Origin of the sequence: Paenibacillus sp. LS1, from assembly GCF_026013365.1 — a bacterium.
In the GTDB taxonomy this organism is placed as follows: domain Bacteria; phylum Bacillota; class Bacilli; order Paenibacillales; family Paenibacillaceae; genus Paenibacillus.
In genome coordinates this window covers 244953-262505 of record NZ_JAPDOE010000001.1, presented here as the reverse complement: position 1 = coordinate 262505, position 17553 = coordinate 244953, and the positions used below count along the sequence as shown (strand labels likewise).

The following is a 17553-nucleotide window of genomic DNA, read 5'->3' as shown; positions in this document are numbered from 1 at the left end:
TATTATATTTGTGTTGAGTATATTTAAAATTCACTCCCTAACGTAAATATCACTTTTACAGAACGTATGTTCCTGTTATAATTAGATTATCGAATGTTGTACAGTATAGAATTCCCTACCTGGAAAGGATACATATCATGAATTTATACAAGTTTGAATTAACGGTGAACGGATATCTCTTACGCGTTCATTTCAGTGCATCTGAAGAAAGTGGACTGAAATGGTGCAAACGAATTGCTACTGAATTCCAGAGCAACGTTGCCAATCTGGAAATAAAGGTGGATATACATAAAAAGCAGAAACAAAAGAATGCTTGGGAGTATCACGGAAAACCCTATCTGTATGATCGAACTTTGAGGAAAAAACCACTTGCCAAGAAAAATAAAGCGTCTGAATCATCTGCTGTTATCTAAAGGTAAATGTCTTGTTGTATGACGATATAGAGCCACTGATCTGATTATTCAGATCAGTGGCTCTTAGTGACGTGACATTGTCAGTATTTTATACGTGCACCTGTTTTAACGTGTTTTTGATTACATGTGCACTGCTTAGCGTTACAATATGCTGTGGTTCCAGCCCCAGAAGCACTCTTCCGTAGAGTTCCATGCAAGTAGAAGCTGTGGTAAACGCATGATTAGCCCCACCACGAATATCACGGAATATTTGGGATAATCGGTTCGAATCCAGAATTACACTTCCGCCGCTTTCGACCACTAACATTTCAACGGCTTCCCAACATAACATGGCCGCATATCCAATATCCGTTTGAACTCGTACGAAGTTTTGTTGATCCAGGAGCTCATGATTCTTTTCATAAGTTTCTAGAATTTCAACGGATCGATGGATATGAAGATGAGCAGATTCAATCTTCATGGCGGCTAGTCCTACCTTGTACTGGATATGTCCAATGTCTGCCTGGGATTTGTGGATTGTCATGGCTATTCCCTTAAGGGGTGCCTTTTCAACAAAGTGTTCCAACGCTCCTCTTGCAAGTCCCAGAATTGTGCTAATCCCAGTGGTGAGACTTGTTATCAAAAATAAATAAGGTTTGAATCGGTCTTCGCCTTTTAGATGCTGCAGCATGCTTTCATCAACTTGCTCTGCATCCTCATAAGCGACAAACTCATCGGAAATAAAAACATTATTCATTTCCAAACTGTTACTTGCTGATCCTTTTAGACTCATCGTGTGCCAATCATCAATAATTTTAATTTCATCCATTGGAACAACAGCAAGCTGCATTTTGGTATCTTGCTGCATTCCAATCGCATCCTTTAAATTCAACAATGCATGTGTTGCATGCTTAGACCCGGAACCAAAGGCCCAACGACCATACTCAACCAGATAACCTCCCTCAACTTTCCTCACCACTGTTTTGCTGGCTTGAAGTACCGAGCAAAATCTTACTTCGTTGACTTGATTGAAGATTTTACTCACCACATTTGAGGGAAGTAGCTGTGATGCACTATAATTATTTCCGTTTATATTTTGAATCACCCATCCAACGGAACCATTGCCTTTCGCCACTTCAGAGACAATCTCAATCATTGCTCGTACACTAACTCCAAAGCCACCATATTTCTTCGGTGTTCTAAGTTTAAAGAGTCCTGCACTTGAAAGCTTTTCGATAACTTCTTCCGGTATGTGCATGTTTTTATCAATTTTCGTACCGTATTCCTTTAAAAATGGAACTAATTCCGTAGCATGCTGGAGAAGTTGTTGCTCTTCCTCGGCAAGTGAAATGACTGTATTTAGGTTTGACATTCCAAACACTCTCCTCTGTATCGGGTTATCCATCCTTGCTATATCTCATCATCATGTACCTCAATAAATTTCCAGTTATTCGGAAGACAGTACTTTAAAATAAACAGCTGACGACGAAGAGGATAATCACGTTGCATTTTTTTGATCATCCGTCCTTTCACCTCGACGATTTCAACAGAACCGTCTTTGAGTTCCATATAGAAGTCAGGGGTATAGACACGTTTTCTGTACTTCTTGCCACAGTGTTCTACAGCTTCCATGATCTCAAATGTTTTATGAAGCTCTAGCTTATGAAGGTAACCCGCAATAATCAAAGGAACAACCCGCTTATTATAGAAGCGTTCCTCCGCTTGGCTATCAAAGGTTGGACGTTGAGCAACTAAAGGTTCCCGAGGTTTCACTAACCGCGGATCTGGTTCTCGAATTTTCACATGCGGGTTCGATGTAAGGAGTTCCATGAGATCGGCTTCAGACATATGCATAGGCTCACCTCATTTTCTTCTTGAGAAGCATTATGACCAATCGGAGTCCCCTGACCACTTCTGCACATTCACTCGTCTAACAAATACGCCCAGCACAAGACCTGCCAGAGCCACAAACATTGCAAATAATAATGCGTTCTGCATACCTGCAGTCAATGCCAATGTTGCATTAGCTGGATTTGAAGGATCAGCGACATTCCTCATAAAGTCTGCAGTTCCCGTTGTCATGACACTCACTGCCATTGCAATCCCGATTGCTCCTGCAATTTGCTGCAGCGTATTCATAATCGCCGTACCATCCGGGTACATCTCAGCAGGTAGCTGGTTCAGACCATTCGTCTGGGCAGGCATCCACACCATAATAATTCCAACCATCAGACAGGTATGCAATACAACGATCAAAGCGATTGAGGATGCAACCGTAATATCAGAATAGAACCATAGGGTGGCCGCAGTTAAGATTAGACCAGGAACGACCAAAAACTTAGGCCCGAATTTGTCAAAGAGTGACCCTACAACGGGAGACAGTACAGCAGAAACAATACTGCCTGGAAGAAGGATAAGCCCAGCTGCCAGAGCACTTAATTCAAGAACACGAATCATAAACATGGGAAGAATAAACATAGCGGCCAGATCAACCATCATACAGATGAATACCAGCAAGGTACCGATAGCAAACATCGGATTCTGTAAAGTTCTCAAGTTCATAAGGGGTTCTTTCATGTTCAGTTGGCGAATGACAAAAAGGATCAATGCGATAACCCCGGCGATCAGAGATACAATAACTACAGGGTTACCCCAGCCATGATCACCCTCTCCAGCAGTACTAATACCGTAAACCAATCCGCCAAAACCAATGGTTGACAAAACCAATGAGTAAATATCAATACGTGGTTTAGTTATGGGTGCTACATTTTTTATAAATGTAACGCCTACTACTAAAGCAATCACCAGCGTCATTAACGATACCCAGAATATCCAGTGCCAGCTCAAATTATCAATCAATAGACCTGAGATGGTTGGACCCAAAGCTGGTCCTGCTGTGAACACAAGAGTAACTAGCCCCATCGCTTTCCCTCGTTTCTCAGCTGGGAATATAATGAGTGCAGTATTAAACATCAATGGGAAGAGCAAGGCTGCGCCAGCCGCTTGAAGTATTCTACCGAATAGCAATATTTCGAAACTTCCTGCCATCGCTCCAATCGCTGATCCTACGATGGAAATGATGACTGATGTCAGGAACAGTTGCCGCGTTGTAAACCACTGAATTAACAATCCTGAAAGTGGAACTAAGACTCCCAGTGTGAGTAAATAACCACTCGTTAACCATTGGACTGTGGATTCCGTGATCGTAAACTGATTAATTAAATCGCTAATCGCAATATTAATTGCCGTTTCATTAAATGTACCAATGATCCCGGCAAGCATTAATGCAAACATAATGGGTAACACCTTAACATTTGAAACTTTTTGCTCTTCTGAAATAGTACCTGTTTGCAAAACCTTCACTCCTCTGTGTCTTCCTAATTTTCACTGCATTGCAGAACCTGCGCAGTGCTAAAACCTCTATTAGAAAGAACGTTGACCAGAACCGCGATAACAGGCAGCGCATTGTGTTACGTGCATATGTAAAACCTCCTCTTGCATACTTATCTCATTCTCTCTCCAAATCTGTTGTGGAGAACTTTCAACTTTTTGATCATACCACACGCATGTCAAGTACCCCCCTCAACCAAAAGAAAAGTCAACCCCATTTATTTTTTTAGATTCTCTAAAACAAAAAAAAGCCGCAATCTATGCGACTTTTCAAGCAATAATTTGTTTTATAGTTACCCGACGTCTCTAAGTTTCCTTTCTCAAAGCCTCCACAATACTCGTTTGATTTAATCGATACATTGGCCAAACTGTGGCAATCAGAGTTGTTGCTATGGCACCTGCACAAGCGAGAACCATGCTGACCCATGGGATCGTCCAAGCTATATCAAAAGCACCTTTGAAGAGATAATGTATCCCATAGCTCAGTGTTATTCCGAGTACAGTACCGTATAGCGCAGAGTACAGGCCGTATAAAATGCCTTCCAACAAGATCATTTTCCTTACATTGCGCTGTGTCATTCCAATAGCTTTGAGCACCGCAAATTCTTTGGTTCGTAAAATGAGATTGGTGCTGACGGTGTTTAGTATATTCAGGAACGCAATCAGGACAATGACACCGATAAATCCATATAAAAAGATCTTGGCGGTTGTCGCATCGTTTTTGGCTTGGGCAAGTTGCTGTACCTTATCTGTATAGCTGTAACCGGCATCTTTTTGGGTCAGGGATTTGAGATAGTCCGTGATCGGTTTGTTGGAAATATCAGTTTTGGCAAGAATAAAAATTCTGGAGTACTTATCGTTACCTGTAACCTTCTCTACGACTTTCGGCGTCGTTATAAATTCAATAACAGCACTCTCATTATAGCTGCTCGACAACAAGCCTTGATCAGTAATTCCAGTTACCGTCAGTGTTGTGAATCCTTGACCCTTCCCATCCGAGTCCAAGGCACGTACTTTGATGTGATCCCCAACCTTGAATTGGGTTTGATTAATAATGATCTGTCTGCCTTCCTCGGTTGTCATTCTTAATTTCTGATTGACGATAACGCCATTTTCCCGGTCCATCTGCTCTTGGTCGATCGTACCAGCCGTTAGTCTGGATTTCAGAGCATCCAGTCCGTTATTTCCGTAGGATTCGAGGTAATTGTTATCTGTGCGATATCCCTTTCCTTCTTCAACAGAATACATTCCCGGACGGAGTTCATAGTACTTGGGATTAACTTTTTCTTTCGGAACGGTAACCATCACTTGATTAATGTAAAACGGATAGGCATGTTCTACTGCATCAAGCTTAATAATGTCAGCATATACAGAATCATCGATCCGTTGGGAAGATCCTCCATATAGAACCGAATAGGAATAATCGATATCTGATTGTGATGTCTGCCCCAGCAAACCAGCCAGTCCGCTAAAGACAATATATAGAATCATGCTGACCACTATGGAAAAAGCAGTGATGCGGAACCGCTTTTTGTTGCGTCTGATGTTTCGACTAGCAAACTGTCCTTCAATACCCAATAGTTTTCCCAGCAGCTTTGAGTTTCGGACAGATGTTACGATCTCCACCTTCGTGCTTCCCGAACTATACACCGCCTCAAGTGGCGATACTTTGGCTGCCAATCTCGCAGGTCCGATAGCAGATATATAAACAGTCAATAATCCCAGTACACCAGCTATGATCAGGATTGGCAGGGAGATGACCATTTGCATATCATTCAGAAATCCCAACGCCAAAAAGCTGATGTTGTAGAACAGAAGCTTCATAAAGACAGTTCCCGTCAATAATCCAACAGGAATGGCAATCAGACTGAGTATTGTCGCCTCTTTGAGAACTAATTTACGTATTTGTGTTGGGGTAGCCCCAATGCACCGCAGCATTCCGAATTGGGAGATCCGCTCCAAGACAGAAATATGAAACGTATTATATATCACCGCACTCGTACAACCCATAATAATAATGATGATTGCTGCGAATGCATATAACAAACTATGGTTTACACCTTCATAGGTGCTTTTGCCATACAGCTTAAGTAATTCATTATTATATTCGACTCGAATATTTTTATATTGAATATCCTTATCCAACGCTATAGCAGAGCCTTGATCCACTTCGTCTAGCTTCAATGAAGATATCATCGCTTCCGTTTTCGCCTGAATCTGATTCATCGATTTCATTTTGACAAAGATAAAATAGTTTTTGTCCACATCGATTTTTACATTATCTTCATACGTGATGGCTGGTAAGATGAAGCTGGAAGACCACGAAGCATTAGCAGCTGGCTTCATAAATCCCACAACGGTGAATTCTCTCTCCTTTTGGGGACGGAAATCTTCATCCAGATCCCAGCCAAAATCACCCAGGCCATTGATGGGTTTGATCTCCCCGGTTGATGCGACAGTTCGCTCGCCAAGACTTAGGGTTAGTGAATCACCAAGTTTCGGTTTGGTCGCAAAACTATCCAGACTCCAGGTCGAAAGAATAACTTCATGCGAATTTTTGGGCAGTCTGCCCGAATCCAAATGAACCTGGAGCTTGTTCATCGCATCGGCATCATACCCTTTGAGATTCAAATATCGATACGGTGCAGCAAACGGATTTTCCTGCTTTTCTTTCTCACTTGTTTTGCTGATGACTGAATATCCTTCTCTGCTGATGATCCCAGCACTTTCTACGGAAGAGTTATTGACGACTTTTGAGACGGCTTCTCCGGGTAATCCGTTAAAAGAAACATGGTAATCCCCGTACTCTTGAACGGTTTGCCGAACCACCTTGTCTCTGAAACTGAGGCCAATGGTTCCGATAGCTGTAAGTAGTGTCACGGACAAAATAATGCCGACGATCGTTAGTAATGATCTTTTTTTCTGCCCTAGCAAATATTTTTGGGTAAGACTAGTATACTTATTCACGATCTCTCACCCCAGTTTGCTGCAAGAGTGTGCCATCTTTTATATTTACAACACGGTCCGCTCTCTGGGCTACATTCAGATCATGTGTGATCATAATCAAGGTTTGATTATACTTTCTGACGGAGTAGGTAAGCAGATCTACGATTTCTTTACTGTTCTTGCTATCCAGATTGCCTGTTGGTTCGTCAGCCAAAATAATCGATGGTTTATTGATCAATGCGCGTCCAATTGCAGTTCGCTGCTGTTGCCCACCTGATAATTGGGACGGAAGGTGCTGCCTTCGATCGCTGAGTCCCAACACGCTTAATAATTCCTCAAGATAACCCTCGTCCACATGTTTGTTCTCAAGTAGCATTGGCAATTTGATATTTTCTTCCGCAGTTAGAACCGGGATCAGATTGTACGATTGAAAAATAAAACCGATTTTGCGTCTTCTGAACACCGCGAGTTCATTTTCACTTTGAGAATACAGGTCCACACCATCAATGAGGACTTGACCACTTGTCGGTTGATCGACTCCCCCGAGCAGATGCAACAATGAACTTTTGCCAGAACCACTGGCCCCAACTATTGCAACGAATTCTCCTTGATTGACGGACAGATTAACCTCTCTCAACGCTTCCACCCTTGCCTCATCACTTCCGTATATTTTAGATAAATGATTGGTCTTCAAAATTTCCACCTTATTATACCTCCAGTTGTGTGATTAACATTGCTTGATTGTTAGTATAGGTGTGGAACCTTACGTTGAAGTGAAGAAGAAGCTTACATTTTCGTAAGCTTCTTCTTAAGTCCACTCTTTTTTGAAAAATGAAATTCTGAATGTAGTCCCTTCTCGGAGCGCGCTCTCCACCGTGATGATCCCATGCTGTTCCTCAATGATCGATTTGGTCAAAGCCAAACCAATGCCTATACTGTTGGGCTTGTTATGATTCTTGCCTTTATAGAATCGCTTGAAAATGTGAGGCATATCATCGGGATGAATGCCTTCGCCGTTGTCTTGAATAACGATCGTATCAAACAGTGCGTTTTCTTCCAAATGGATTTGAACCTCTCCCTCTGCTGGGGTGTGTTCCAGTGCATTTTTAATCAAATTTATAACAGCTTCCTTGAGCCATTCTTCATCTGCTTGCACAAACGCATTCTCACTGCCGAGGATGGTGATCGTCTGCCGTTTCTGGTCTGCTACCGTCCGAAGTGAATAGACAGCGCTCTCCACCATCTCCCTTAGCTCGATCCGTTCTTTTCGAAATCCGACTGCACCTGCTTCGACCCGTGCCAGCTTCAGCAGGCTGATGATGAGCCATTCCATTCGATCAAGCTGTTGCCGACTTCGTTCCAGAAACGTTATTCTCATTTCTTCTTTCATCCCGGGTTCATTCAGCAGATTCTCATTGAACACAATCAGAGAAGCCAGAGGTGTCTTGAGCTGGTGGGAAATGTCGGATAACAGATTGCGCAGAAAGGTTTTTTCCTGTTGGAGTTGCTCCAGGCTGTTGGTTAGTCTTCCAGCCATCGCATTGAAGCTCCGGCCAAGTGAGCCGAAGTCTCCTTCCTCCGTCTCAGGCAGTTTTTTATCGAATTGCTGTTCCACAACCTGCTCTGCTGCATGAGAAATAGTTCTGATTTTCATGAAAAATTTACGATACTCCCACAGAAGCAATACCATGAGTGGGATCAGGAACAACAATACTTGAGCCGCTATTTTCAAGGGTAATGCTCGTCCTGAAAGAGCCGGCTGATCTTCTAAAGACATACCCGTCTGATAACCGTATTGGGCAAGGATACGTTGCCCCTCAGCAAGTTCATCGGCCTGGGCACCTCGAGTAATGAAGTGAATCACCTCATTCTCCAACTGGGGATCTTCCATTAACAAATGCCCAATTAGGGCGCTATTCTGATTCACAATGGTTGTATTGATGCTATTGACTTGATGCTGCATGTAAAAGAACATCACGAACGACAAAATAACTTGCAGAGCAAGTACTTTAATGGCAATGGATTTCCACTCTGGATTTCGCAGGACTTCGATCATGTTCATTTTCCTATAACTTCCACGTTCCATTTATATCCGATCCCCCGAACCGTTACGATATATTGTGGTGCTGCGGGAATATCTTCGACTTTCTCTCTTAACCTGCGGATATGAACAGAGAGCGTATTATCATCAATGAAGTCGCCCGAGAGATCCCATAGATGAGTCAGAATCGAACTTCTGCTGCATATCTGCTTGGGGTGAGAGATCAACAACAATAGTAGTCGATATTCAAGCGCCGTCAGTGTAATCTCTCTGTTGTTTTTAAGTACCGTTCCTTCTAAAATACGCACCTGAATGTTGTCGGATATCCATTGTCTTACTTCTTGTTTTCCCTTGTTATTGCGTCGCAATACGGCCTTCATGCGTGAAATAAGTTCTCTGGTTCGAACAGGTTTGGTTACATAATCATCTGCTCCGAGATCAAGTCCTGCGACTACATTTGCTTCCTCATCCAAAGCTGTCAAAAAGATAATAGGCACTTGCGACGTTACCCGAATCTCACTGCACAGTTGATATCCCGATCCATCAGGCAAATTGACATCCAACAAAATCAGATCGATCGACTCTGCCTGCAGTGCCTGCCTGGCTTCTTCCAAGCTACCTGCCACAACGACCTCATATCCTTCACTGGACAATGTATATTGAATACCAAACACCAGATTTTCATCATCTTCTACGAGTAATAAGCGATTCATCGTACACCTCAGCTCATGCTATTTGAATTTAGATTATTTTCATGTTGATCATAGAGTTCCTGCGTCATTATACATCATTTGAGTTCATACACGTGAATGTTTGCCTACTTAACGGTTAATCTCAATGGATAGACAAAAAGACTAAAGAACGATTTACTGATGATAACAGATAACATCAGTGACTGTTCTTTAGCCTGCTATGAAGTACTACTGACACCACGATCAGGACTGATCTTACATTTTTACGCCCCTGTATCTCCAATCATTTGTCGTTCAATTTGCTTCATTTCATAAAAATAACCTTTTTGCTCGATCAGCTCGGTGAAAGAACCCGATTCCACGATCTTGCCCTGGTCCATGACCACAATCCGATCCATCTCTTCCAATCCCGTCAGCCGATGGCAGATCAGGAGAAGTGTATCTTCGGCTGCCTGGGCCAGAAGATGCTGCAATACACGTTGCTCTGTGACGTAATCCAGTGAAGACGTCGGTTCGTCCAGAAGCCATAATCGTCCTTTACGCAGCATGACCCGTGCCAGAGCTAACCGCTGCTTCTCGCCATCCGACAGGTTCTCCCCTTTTTCATACACCATATCGGTCAACAACTTGTTCGGCAATTGCACTTTATCCAGCACAGCCGACAGTTGTTCATCCGAATGCTCTTCTCCATTCAACAGCAGGTTATCCCGGACGGTTCCCCGGAAGAAATGACTTTGCTGCAACACGACATTCGCGTTTTGCCAAATGCTCTCTTCATTCAGTTCCTTCACCGGAACATCGTTTAATCGTATATCGCCAGACGTTGGTGCACGCAGCTTGAGTAACAGATCGATAATCGTTGACTTACCTGACCCGCTTGGGCCAACAATCGCTGTTTTGGAACCTGCTACAAGTTGCAGGGAGAGCTCCCTCAGCGCCGGTCTCCATTCCCCTTCATATTGAAAGCTAACACCGGATAGTTCAATCGAAACCGCCTGATCGGCTGACACTTCACCGCTTGGCTGTGCAGGTTGCACATCGGAGGTCGGCACCGTTTCCGACAGTCGTTGAGCGGCGTGTTCACTATCCTGCTTATACAAAGGTAGTATAGCCATTGCCGCAGCTTCTTCGAACACGGTCTGCGTAGCCAGGATCAGCATGGCTAGGAATACACCGGCAAACGCTCCATTCACAATTAAGAAAGCGCTCAGTGCCAACACACCCCATGTAACGAGATACGTTACAAAAACATGCATGGATTGCCCGCGCAGCAAGTGCGAAGCCGCTTGTTTCTGTTCTATTGCCAATGCAGCGGAAGCCTGCTGGAGCTGCTGCTCACGCTGTTCCAATTGGCCGTATACTTTCAGATCACGGAAACCATACAACACTTCGGTTACTTCCGTGGACAGCAAAGCTCGTTGCTGGCGGACACGTCCGTGTATTTTTCGCTGACCTAACAAGACAATGCCTGGTACAACAAATGCTGTGATTAGCATGCCTAGTACTAACAAGCACGCAATCCAGATCGAAAAAGCCGAAGTGAACAGCATGGTAGCCAAAAACACCATAACGACCATGATTGGTGGATATGCGACTCGCAAAAAGTAATTCTGCAAGCTTTCGACATCACCTACGATTCGCGCAAGCAGATCCCCGCTTCGATTTTTGTTCAATATACCCGGCGTTACGGGAATCAGTTTGGCAAAAAAGGACGTCCGCAAACGGCTCAGCATGGAGAATGTCGCCCTGTGGGAATACAACCGTTCTCCGTAGCGGCTTGCCGCCCGAAGGAAACCGAGCAGTTTAACCATCGAGGTGAGTACTATTAAGGTGTACAACGGTGGCGCAAATACCGTTTGAGATATCATGTAGCCGCTCGCGGAAAAGAGAGCTACACCTGCTATGCCGGCGATGAATCCGCCCAATATCGAAAGCAAGATATCCTTGCGCTCCTGAATCATCGCTTTTGACAAGATCGTCAGCTCATTCATGCTAACCCTCCTTTCCGTTGGACATCCACCATCTCTGCATACTGCGGCAAACGTGCTAGAAGCTCGTTATGATGACCTGAATCCACTAATACCCCATTGTCCATAAACAAAATGTTGTCCGCATGTTGAATCGTATATAAACGGTGTGCCACCGTAATCATCGTTGCCGTTTTGGCTAATGACGCAATGGATTGTTGCAGTACCCGCTCAGTATGCAGATCCAAGCCCACGGTGGGTTCATCGAACAAAATGACAGCTGGTCTCTTCAGAAAAGCACGTGCCAAGGCAAGTCTTTGCTTTTCCCCTCCAGATAACCCCCGGCCACCTTCACCAACAAATGTATCCAACCCCTGCTCCAATTGTGCAACAACGCCAGAAAGTCCTGCTTCCTCTGCTGCCTGCTCAATTTCAACTCTGGAGACGATTCGACCCGCGCCAATCTCAATATTCTCGGCAAATGTACCTGCAAAAATATATGGATGCTGTGTAATGTAGCTAACACGCTCGAACCATGCAGCCTCATCATGTTGCGAAATCTCTGTTCCGTTAACCAGAACCGCCCCCGAATCTGGTTTCAGCAAACCGGCTATGAGATGAAGCAGCGTGGTTTTACCTGAGCCACTTTTGCCTACAATAGCGATCTGCTCTCCAGGTCCAATCGAGATCTGTCCTGTCTCAAATCCAAAGGAATCAGGCGTGTACTGGAATCGGACATCGTTCAGTTCAATGGTCGGGGGCATTGTTATCAACTCGGCACGAGCTGTACGGAGCTCTTCCGTCTGTGCTGTTGCATCGACATCGGTTATATCGCTTTGATCCGATCCTTCTTCCCGCTCCATTTGTGTGCTCTTGATATTGGTTTCCGCAAGCATCTGTTCCACTTTACGAATCGCCCCCATACTAGTTCGCCCGCTGTGAAATGCCGTTCCCGTATTCTTCAACAGACTGTAAAACTCGGGCACGAGTAACAACACGAGAAAGGCCGTGTGGAAGGTCATCGATTTGAAAACGAGTAACTGGATAGCCAGTTCAAGCGCGACGATACCGATGCTTAACATCACGATCGATTCCAGCATAAATGTATTTGTAAATGCAATCTTCAAAATGCCCATGGTGGCATCACGATAACCCAGACTGCTGCGTTCAATCTCCTGCTGCTGACGTTTCGCCCGTCCGAATATTTTCAACGTAACCAGCCCTTGAAGCGAATCCAGAAACGTACCGGAGAACTCGGCCAGTTGCGCGTATTTTTCTTCTGATTTGTTCTTCGTCTGGAGCCCCACCAAAATCATAAACAGTGGAATAAATGGCGCCGTAAAAAGCATAATCCAGCCTGTGTTGGCGTGCTGCGTAAACGTAACAACCAGAATCAGAATCGCGATCATCGCAGCTTCCATCATTCGTGGCATGTACTGACTGAAATAACTGTCGGCTTCATCCACAGCATCCAAAGCAACGCTGACCTTTCCTCCCGTCTGTCCACGAAGGGTTGAAGGCATGGAGGCTTGCGTCAGTTTCTGTAAAACGGCTGCTCGCATATTCGTCTTGGCACGGGCTGCCATATGCAAGCCCACTTTCCCATTGCCATACGTCAACAGTGTGCGTACAGCCATAACAGCCAGCAATAGAACAAGCAACAGGATCACGGATGAAAAGGAAGCTTTCTCTACAAAGATTCGCTGGACTGCTTCAGCCACCAATGTGGCCTGACTTACAATAGCTACACCAAGCGCCAGCGAGATGATCGCAAGGAAAAGCCTGTTTTTTCGTTGTAAAGACATTTGCTGCGAGATCAGATTGGATTTGGCTCTCCTCTTCATTGAACGCTCCTCCTTTATTTTTTCCCTTTCACATAATCCGCATCAAACAGGAACAGTTTGAAGACCAGAATCAGAGAAGGAATTAACAGGCACAGACCACCGATAAACACGACCACTAGAGCGAAGCCCATTGCAGGCGATGTGGCGCTGCTCTGAATGGTGATGTATGGATCAAGAATGTAAGGATATTGCCCAATGCCGTAAGCGAAAAAGGCTGTGAAAAATTGCAGCATGATACATATAAAAGCTATACCATAACGGCGTCCGTTATATAACAGCCACATGGCAATCATGAAAAATGCAACGGAAAGCGCCAGCAGCCACCATAAATCCATCATATTTTGAAAATGACGCTCATTGTGTTGACCCAAATATATAAATGCAGTCAGCGCGAGAATAATGGTCGGTGTGCTCCAGAACAATGCATAGTTCCGCATCAGCTTCAATGCCGAATGATCCTCTGCCCGTGAAGCGTAAAATGTGAGAAATGATCCGCTAATGAACAATACGGACACGATGGCTAGACCAACGATGCTCCACGATAATGGATTGGTAAACAGCGCCCAGTAATCCAGGGAAACGGTATCCCCCTGCTTCAAAATAAAGCCACCTTCAGACAATGTCAGTGCTACTGACAACGACGCCGGAATAAGCAAACCTGTTGCTCCGTATAAAAACAAGTACACGATACTTTTTTTGGAACCATAATTTTCGAAAGCGTAGAACGACCCACGAATGGCAAGTAGAATGACGGCAATACTTCCTGGAACAAGCAGCGCGGAGCCATAATAATAGGCGGTATCCGGAAAGAATCCGACGATGCCAATATAGAAAAAGACAAAGAATACATTGGTGATCTCCCAGACCGGTGATAGATAGCGAGAGATCAGACGATTAATCAGGTGATCCTGCTTCGTCAGGCGTGCATAAAAGGCGAAGAAACCTGCTCCAAAATCAATGGATGCTACAATAAGATAGCCGTACAAAAACAGCCAGAGTACCGATATCCCAATCAATTCATAACTCATCAGACCTGCTCCCCTTTCTCGGCCGATTGATTATTCTTCTCTTTCAACCATTTCTCCATCTCAAGGTCAGCAGGATTGTTATTGAACAACCGTCTCAGTACGACGACACACATAACGCCTAGCAGGATGTAGAGAAGCAAGAAGACGAAAAATAAAATTCTCACACTCGGTGAAGAAGTAGCGGCCTCTTCTACCCGCATATAACCTCGGATGATCCATGGCTGCCGCCCGATCTCTGCATAGAACCAGCCCATCTCAACAGCCAGAAAAGCAAGCGGTGCACTAAGTGCAACCATACGAAGCATCCACTTGTTAAACTGATTACGTTTCTTCCAAAACACAAACAGGAAGTACAGACTTGATATAGCAAGTAGAGCGAAACCTATTCCAGCCATTAAGTCGAACAAGTAATGCACAAGCAGTGGTGGCTGCTCGTCTGGTGGAAATTCGTTCAGCCCGGTTACCTCGGCGTTAAAGTCTCCAAAGGCAAGGAAGCTGAGCACTTTAGGCAAATGAAGTGCACCTATAATTTCATGTTCAGCATTCAACCATCCCAATAAAATCAAATCCGCGCCGCTTTCTGTCTCGAAATGCCACTCGGCCGCTGCGAGTTTCTCCGGCTGATGCTCAGCCAAAAACTTGGCAGATACATCTCCAGCTAAGGAATTTAATAAACTGAATACCAGCACAACGGCCATCATGAGATTCAAGCCTTTTTTGTGGTAGGCTGACACTCCTTTTCTCAGCATCGCAAAGGCTGCTATTCCTGCTAACAGGGCAGCTCCTGTCAGATAAGCCGAGCTTAATACATGGAACACTTTGGAGAACGTCGCCGTATTCAGCATCGCTTGCACGGGGTTCACTGCCATGAATTGACCTGCTTCCATGACAAAACCTTCAGGCTGGTTCATGAATCCGTTCACTGTTGTAATAAACACAGCAGACATGCCTGCCCCGGCGACAATCGGAATAGTCAGCAGCCAGTGGATATACGGATTTTTGAACCGATCCCACGTATACAAGTAAATTCCCAGGAAGATGGCTTCAAAAAAGAATGCAAATACTTCCATAAATAGTGGCAGTGCAATGACATTCCCGGCCAGCTTCATAAAATTCGGCCATACCAGGGCCAACTGCAGTGATATCGCTGTACCAGTCACAACACCAACAGCCACAGATATGACAAACCCTCTGGACCACCTCTTTGCCATAAGTATGTAATGGTGATCCTTCTTCCGAATACCGATGAACTCTGCAATAGCAATCATCAATGGTACGCCGACACCAAGTGTTGCAAAAATCACGTGGAATCCGAGCGTCAAACCCGTCACCAGCCTGCTCCATAACACCGTATCAATAGCCATTCTTTGTGTTGCCTCCTTTCAAACTCTGTTTCATTTTTGTGATCAATTTTTGCTTAGGACCAGGTCTGCTACTCATTAGTTGCATTAAATACCAGGTTTGGACGTTCCTAATCGTTCATGTGAACGAATTAAGAGAAAAATTTCACAAAGTAAATGACAACGATATCTTGCCACATGTTCTTTGCGTTTACTCCTGTTGATTCCTGATATCGAATGCATAGAAAATGCTCTGCAAGACCTAATAATCAAAATTATTATATCTTTATTTTTATCTAATTCAATCAAAGTCACGTCTTCTACCCTAAACGTTCAAGAAAGGATCAACTCTTTCTGACAACTTGGTGAAAAACAAAAAAAACACCCAATGGAGCTATTGCTTCATTGGGTGCAACCGTGGTATTAAACGGCAGTTTCGCTTAGTTTACCTGCTCTGGATTCACCCCATCCTCCTTGCTACGTATGCTCATAATGATTAACGATGCAGCAAGCACTGTAAGGATGACGCCAAGTATCTGAAATCCTGTCACACTGAATGTATCTCTCATGACGATCCCAATCAATAATGACGATAAGATGGTCCCCAGGTAGCGTGATGTATTAAAAATCCCCGATGCTACACCGATCATTTCTTTGGGTGTGCTTTTGAACAGAGCTGCTTGCATGCCAACCGCGTTTAAGCCGTTACTTATGCCAAATAAAGCTAAAGCAACAATGATAATGACGATTGGGGAAGTTTCGTTCATGACGGCGATAAATAGCGAGCCGACTGTCATTAAACCAGCGGATACGATCAGAGCTGGTCGTGATCCCGATCTGTCAATCCAGCGCCCGGCGATCGGAGAAATAATTAGTGAACACACCCCCAAGGCTAGCATACTCATTCCTGTATAGACTTCGTTGAGATGACGTACCTGCTTCAAGTACGTAGGAACGCCAAAAAAAAGAGCGTAAAACAGGATGTTCACCAGCATGTATTGCACATTGACCCACGTCATTTCGGGGTATCTGGCAAACGTTCGCAGAGGGATAAAAGGTGTAGTTGCTTTTAATTCATGTCGGATGAATATAACTAGTGCAATTATCCCGATTCCTCCTGTCAGTAGATGCCAAGATGAAATATCTCCTGTGGAATTCACTGAAAGTAAACCAATGAGTAGAGTCACCAAGGCTACCGTAAACATCAGGATACCTGGTGCATCAATTAACGCAAGCCATTGCCGAATGGACATATGACCAGAGATAGACGGAGATGTCTCGTCCTTCGGGATGCTTTTCCAGCCGAACCAAAAGCTTACCATGACAAACGGAATATTAACGATGAATATGCTATGCCAGTCCCACCAATGAATCAATACACCACCAATAAAAGGTCCAATTGCAGCTGCTCCAGAGAGGAATATCGCCAAGGTAGACAAGGCGGATGCTTGTTTTTCAGTCACGTTCATTCTCACAATCGCCATTCCGACAGCCACCATCATGCTTGTGCCAATCGATTGAACGATTCGAAATACGATAAGCCATGAAAAGCTGGGAGACCATGGAGCTAACATGGATGAAACGAAAACAATAACAAGACCCATGAGGAAAATCTTCCTGCGCCCGAACAAATCACTACACTTGCCCATGACGGGTTGAGCCACAGCACTGGCAATGTAGAACGATAAAATAATCCACGAAACGGCTGTAAAATCAAGTTGATACACGAGTTGCAATCTTGAGATAGCCACAGAAATCATGGAGGAATTTAACGGATTCAACATGATTCCGAGTCCAACAGCTAACATCAATCCTTTTTTTCGAACGTTCATTGGTGCACCTCTCCTTCTTCTGCTGTCATCTTACTTGAAACTATTCATTTATTCCAACGCATTGTATGTTATGATTTAATG

At 44.2% G+C, this 17553-nt stretch carries 13 protein-coding genes; 1 reads left to right on the top strand and 12 read right to left on the bottom strand.

The genetic code is table 11. The annotated features are described in order from the left end of the window. Positions 1-137: 137 nt before the first annotated feature. Positions 138-413 (top strand): hypothetical protein, encoded by a 276-nt coding sequence (locus tag OM416_RS01155; protein WP_264926248.1) that lies wholly within the window; start codon positions 138-140, stop codon positions 411-413. Positions 414-501: 88 nt separating this feature from the next. On the opposite strand, the gene OM416_RS01150 is transcribed toward OM416_RS01155, so the two are convergent. The 12 genes from OM416_RS01150 to OM416_RS01095 form a co-directional block, all read right to left on the bottom strand. Then, the gene (locus OM416_RS01150; RefSeq protein WP_264926247.1) at positions 502-1764 is read right to left on the bottom strand and encodes an acyl-CoA dehydrogenase family protein; all 1263 of its coding nucleotides are present in this window, start codon (positions 1762-1764) and stop codon (positions 502-504) included. A 38-nt stretch (positions 1765-1802) separates the two neighbouring features. Then, on the bottom strand, positions 1803-2240 hold the full coding sequence (locus tag OM416_RS01145; protein WP_264926246.1) for a DUF1064 domain-containing protein: 438 nt from the start codon (positions 2238-2240) through the stop codon (positions 1803-1805). 36 nt (positions 2241-2276) lie between these two features. Further along, positions 2277-3686 (bottom strand): DHA2 family efflux MFS transporter permease subunit, encoded by a 1410-nt coding sequence (locus tag OM416_RS01140; protein ID WP_264926245.1) that lies wholly within the window; start codon positions 3684-3686, stop codon positions 2277-2279. 402 nt (positions 3687-4088) lie between these two features. Continuing rightward, entirely contained in the window at positions 4089-6749 is a 2661-nt protein-coding gene (locus tag OM416_RS01135; protein ID WP_264926244.1) for an ABC transporter permease, read from the bottom strand. Next, complete coding sequence (locus OM416_RS01130) at positions 6742-7431, bottom strand: ABC transporter ATP-binding protein (RefSeq protein WP_264926242.1); 690 nt, start codon at positions 7429-7431, stop codon at positions 6742-6744. Before OM416_RS01130 ends, OM416_RS01135 begins: the two co-directional genes overlap by 8 nt. 105 nt (positions 7432-7536) lie before the next feature. Further along, positions 7537-8790, bottom strand: a complete 1254-nt coding sequence (locus OM416_RS01125) for a sensor histidine kinase (protein ID WP_264926241.1) — start codon at positions 8788-8790, stop codon at positions 7537-7539. Next, positions 8787-9482, bottom strand: coding sequence for a response regulator transcription factor (locus tag OM416_RS01120; RefSeq protein ID WP_264926240.1), 696 nt, complete (start codon positions 9480-9482; stop codon positions 8787-8789). Before OM416_RS01120 ends, OM416_RS01125 begins: the two co-directional genes overlap by 4 nt. A 242-nt stretch (positions 9483-9724) precedes the next feature. Beyond that, positions 9725-11452, bottom strand: a complete 1728-nt coding sequence (cydC, locus tag OM416_RS01115; protein ID WP_264926239.1) for a thiol reductant ABC exporter subunit CydC — start codon at positions 11450-11452, stop codon at positions 9725-9727. Continuing rightward, a complete protein-coding gene (gene cydD, locus OM416_RS01110; protein WP_264926238.1) occupies positions 11449-13272 on the bottom strand; it encodes a thiol reductant ABC exporter subunit CydD in 1824 nt (607 codons plus the stop codon). The genes cydC and cydD overlap by 4 nt, the downstream gene beginning before the upstream one ends. Before the next feature lie 14 nt (positions 13273-13286). After that, positions 13287-14300, bottom strand: coding sequence for a cytochrome d ubiquinol oxidase subunit II (locus OM416_RS01105; protein ID WP_264926237.1), 1014 nt, complete (start codon positions 14298-14300; stop codon positions 13287-13289). After that, on the bottom strand, positions 14300-15664 hold the full coding sequence (locus OM416_RS01100) for a cytochrome ubiquinol oxidase subunit I (protein WP_264926236.1): 1365 nt from the start codon (positions 15662-15664) through the stop codon (positions 14300-14302). The genes OM416_RS01105 and OM416_RS01100 overlap by 1 nt, the downstream gene beginning before the upstream one ends. A gap of 416 nt (positions 15665-16080) precedes the next feature. After that, a complete protein-coding gene (locus OM416_RS01095; protein ID WP_264926235.1) occupies positions 16081-17472 on the bottom strand; it encodes an MFS transporter in 1392 nt (463 codons plus the stop codon). Between the last annotated feature and the right edge of the window lie 81 nt (positions 17473-17553).

Excerpts from the sequence above, each read along its gene's own strand:
- OM416_RS01105 (WP_264926237.1), bottom strand. The coding sequence starts at position 14,300 with ATGAGTTATGAATTGATTGGGATATCGGTACTCTGGCTGTTTTTGTAC.
- OM416_RS01125 (WP_264926241.1), bottom strand. The coding sequence starts at position 8,790 with ATGAACATGATCGAAGTCCTGCGAAATCCAGAGTGGAAATCCATTGCC.
- OM416_RS01120 (WP_264926240.1), bottom strand. The coding sequence starts at position 9,482 with ATGAATCGCTTATTACTCGTAGAAGATGATGAAAATCTGGTGTTTGGT.
- OM416_RS01155 (WP_264926248.1), top strand. The coding sequence starts at position 138 with ATGAATTTATACAAGTTTGAATTAACGGTGAACGGATATCTCTTACGC.
- OM416_RS01100 (WP_264926236.1), bottom strand. The coding sequence starts at position 15,664 with ATGGCTATTGATACGGTGTTATGGAGCAGGCTGGTGACGGGTTTGACG.
- OM416_RS01140 (WP_264926245.1), bottom strand. The coding sequence starts at position 3,686 with ATGTTTGCATTAATGCTTGCCGGGATCATTGGTACATTTAATGAAACG.
- cydC (WP_264926239.1), bottom strand. The coding sequence starts at position 11,452 with ATGAATGAGCTGACGATCTTGTCAAAAGCGATGATTCAGGAGCGCAAG.
- OM416_RS01145 (WP_264926246.1), bottom strand. The coding sequence starts at position 2,240 with ATGTCTGAAGCCGATCTCATGGAACTCCTTACATCGAACCCGCATGTG.
- OM416_RS01150 (WP_264926247.1), bottom strand. The coding sequence starts at position 1,764 with ATGTCAAACCTAAATACAGTCATTTCACTTGCCGAGGAAGAGCAACAA.
- OM416_RS01095 (WP_264926235.1), bottom strand. The coding sequence starts at position 17,472 with ATGAACGTTCGAAAAAAAGGATTGATGTTAGCTGTTGGACTCGGAATC.
- cydD (WP_264926238.1), bottom strand. The coding sequence starts at position 13,272 with ATGAAGAGGAGAGCCAAATCCAATCTGATCTCGCAGCAAATGTCTTTA.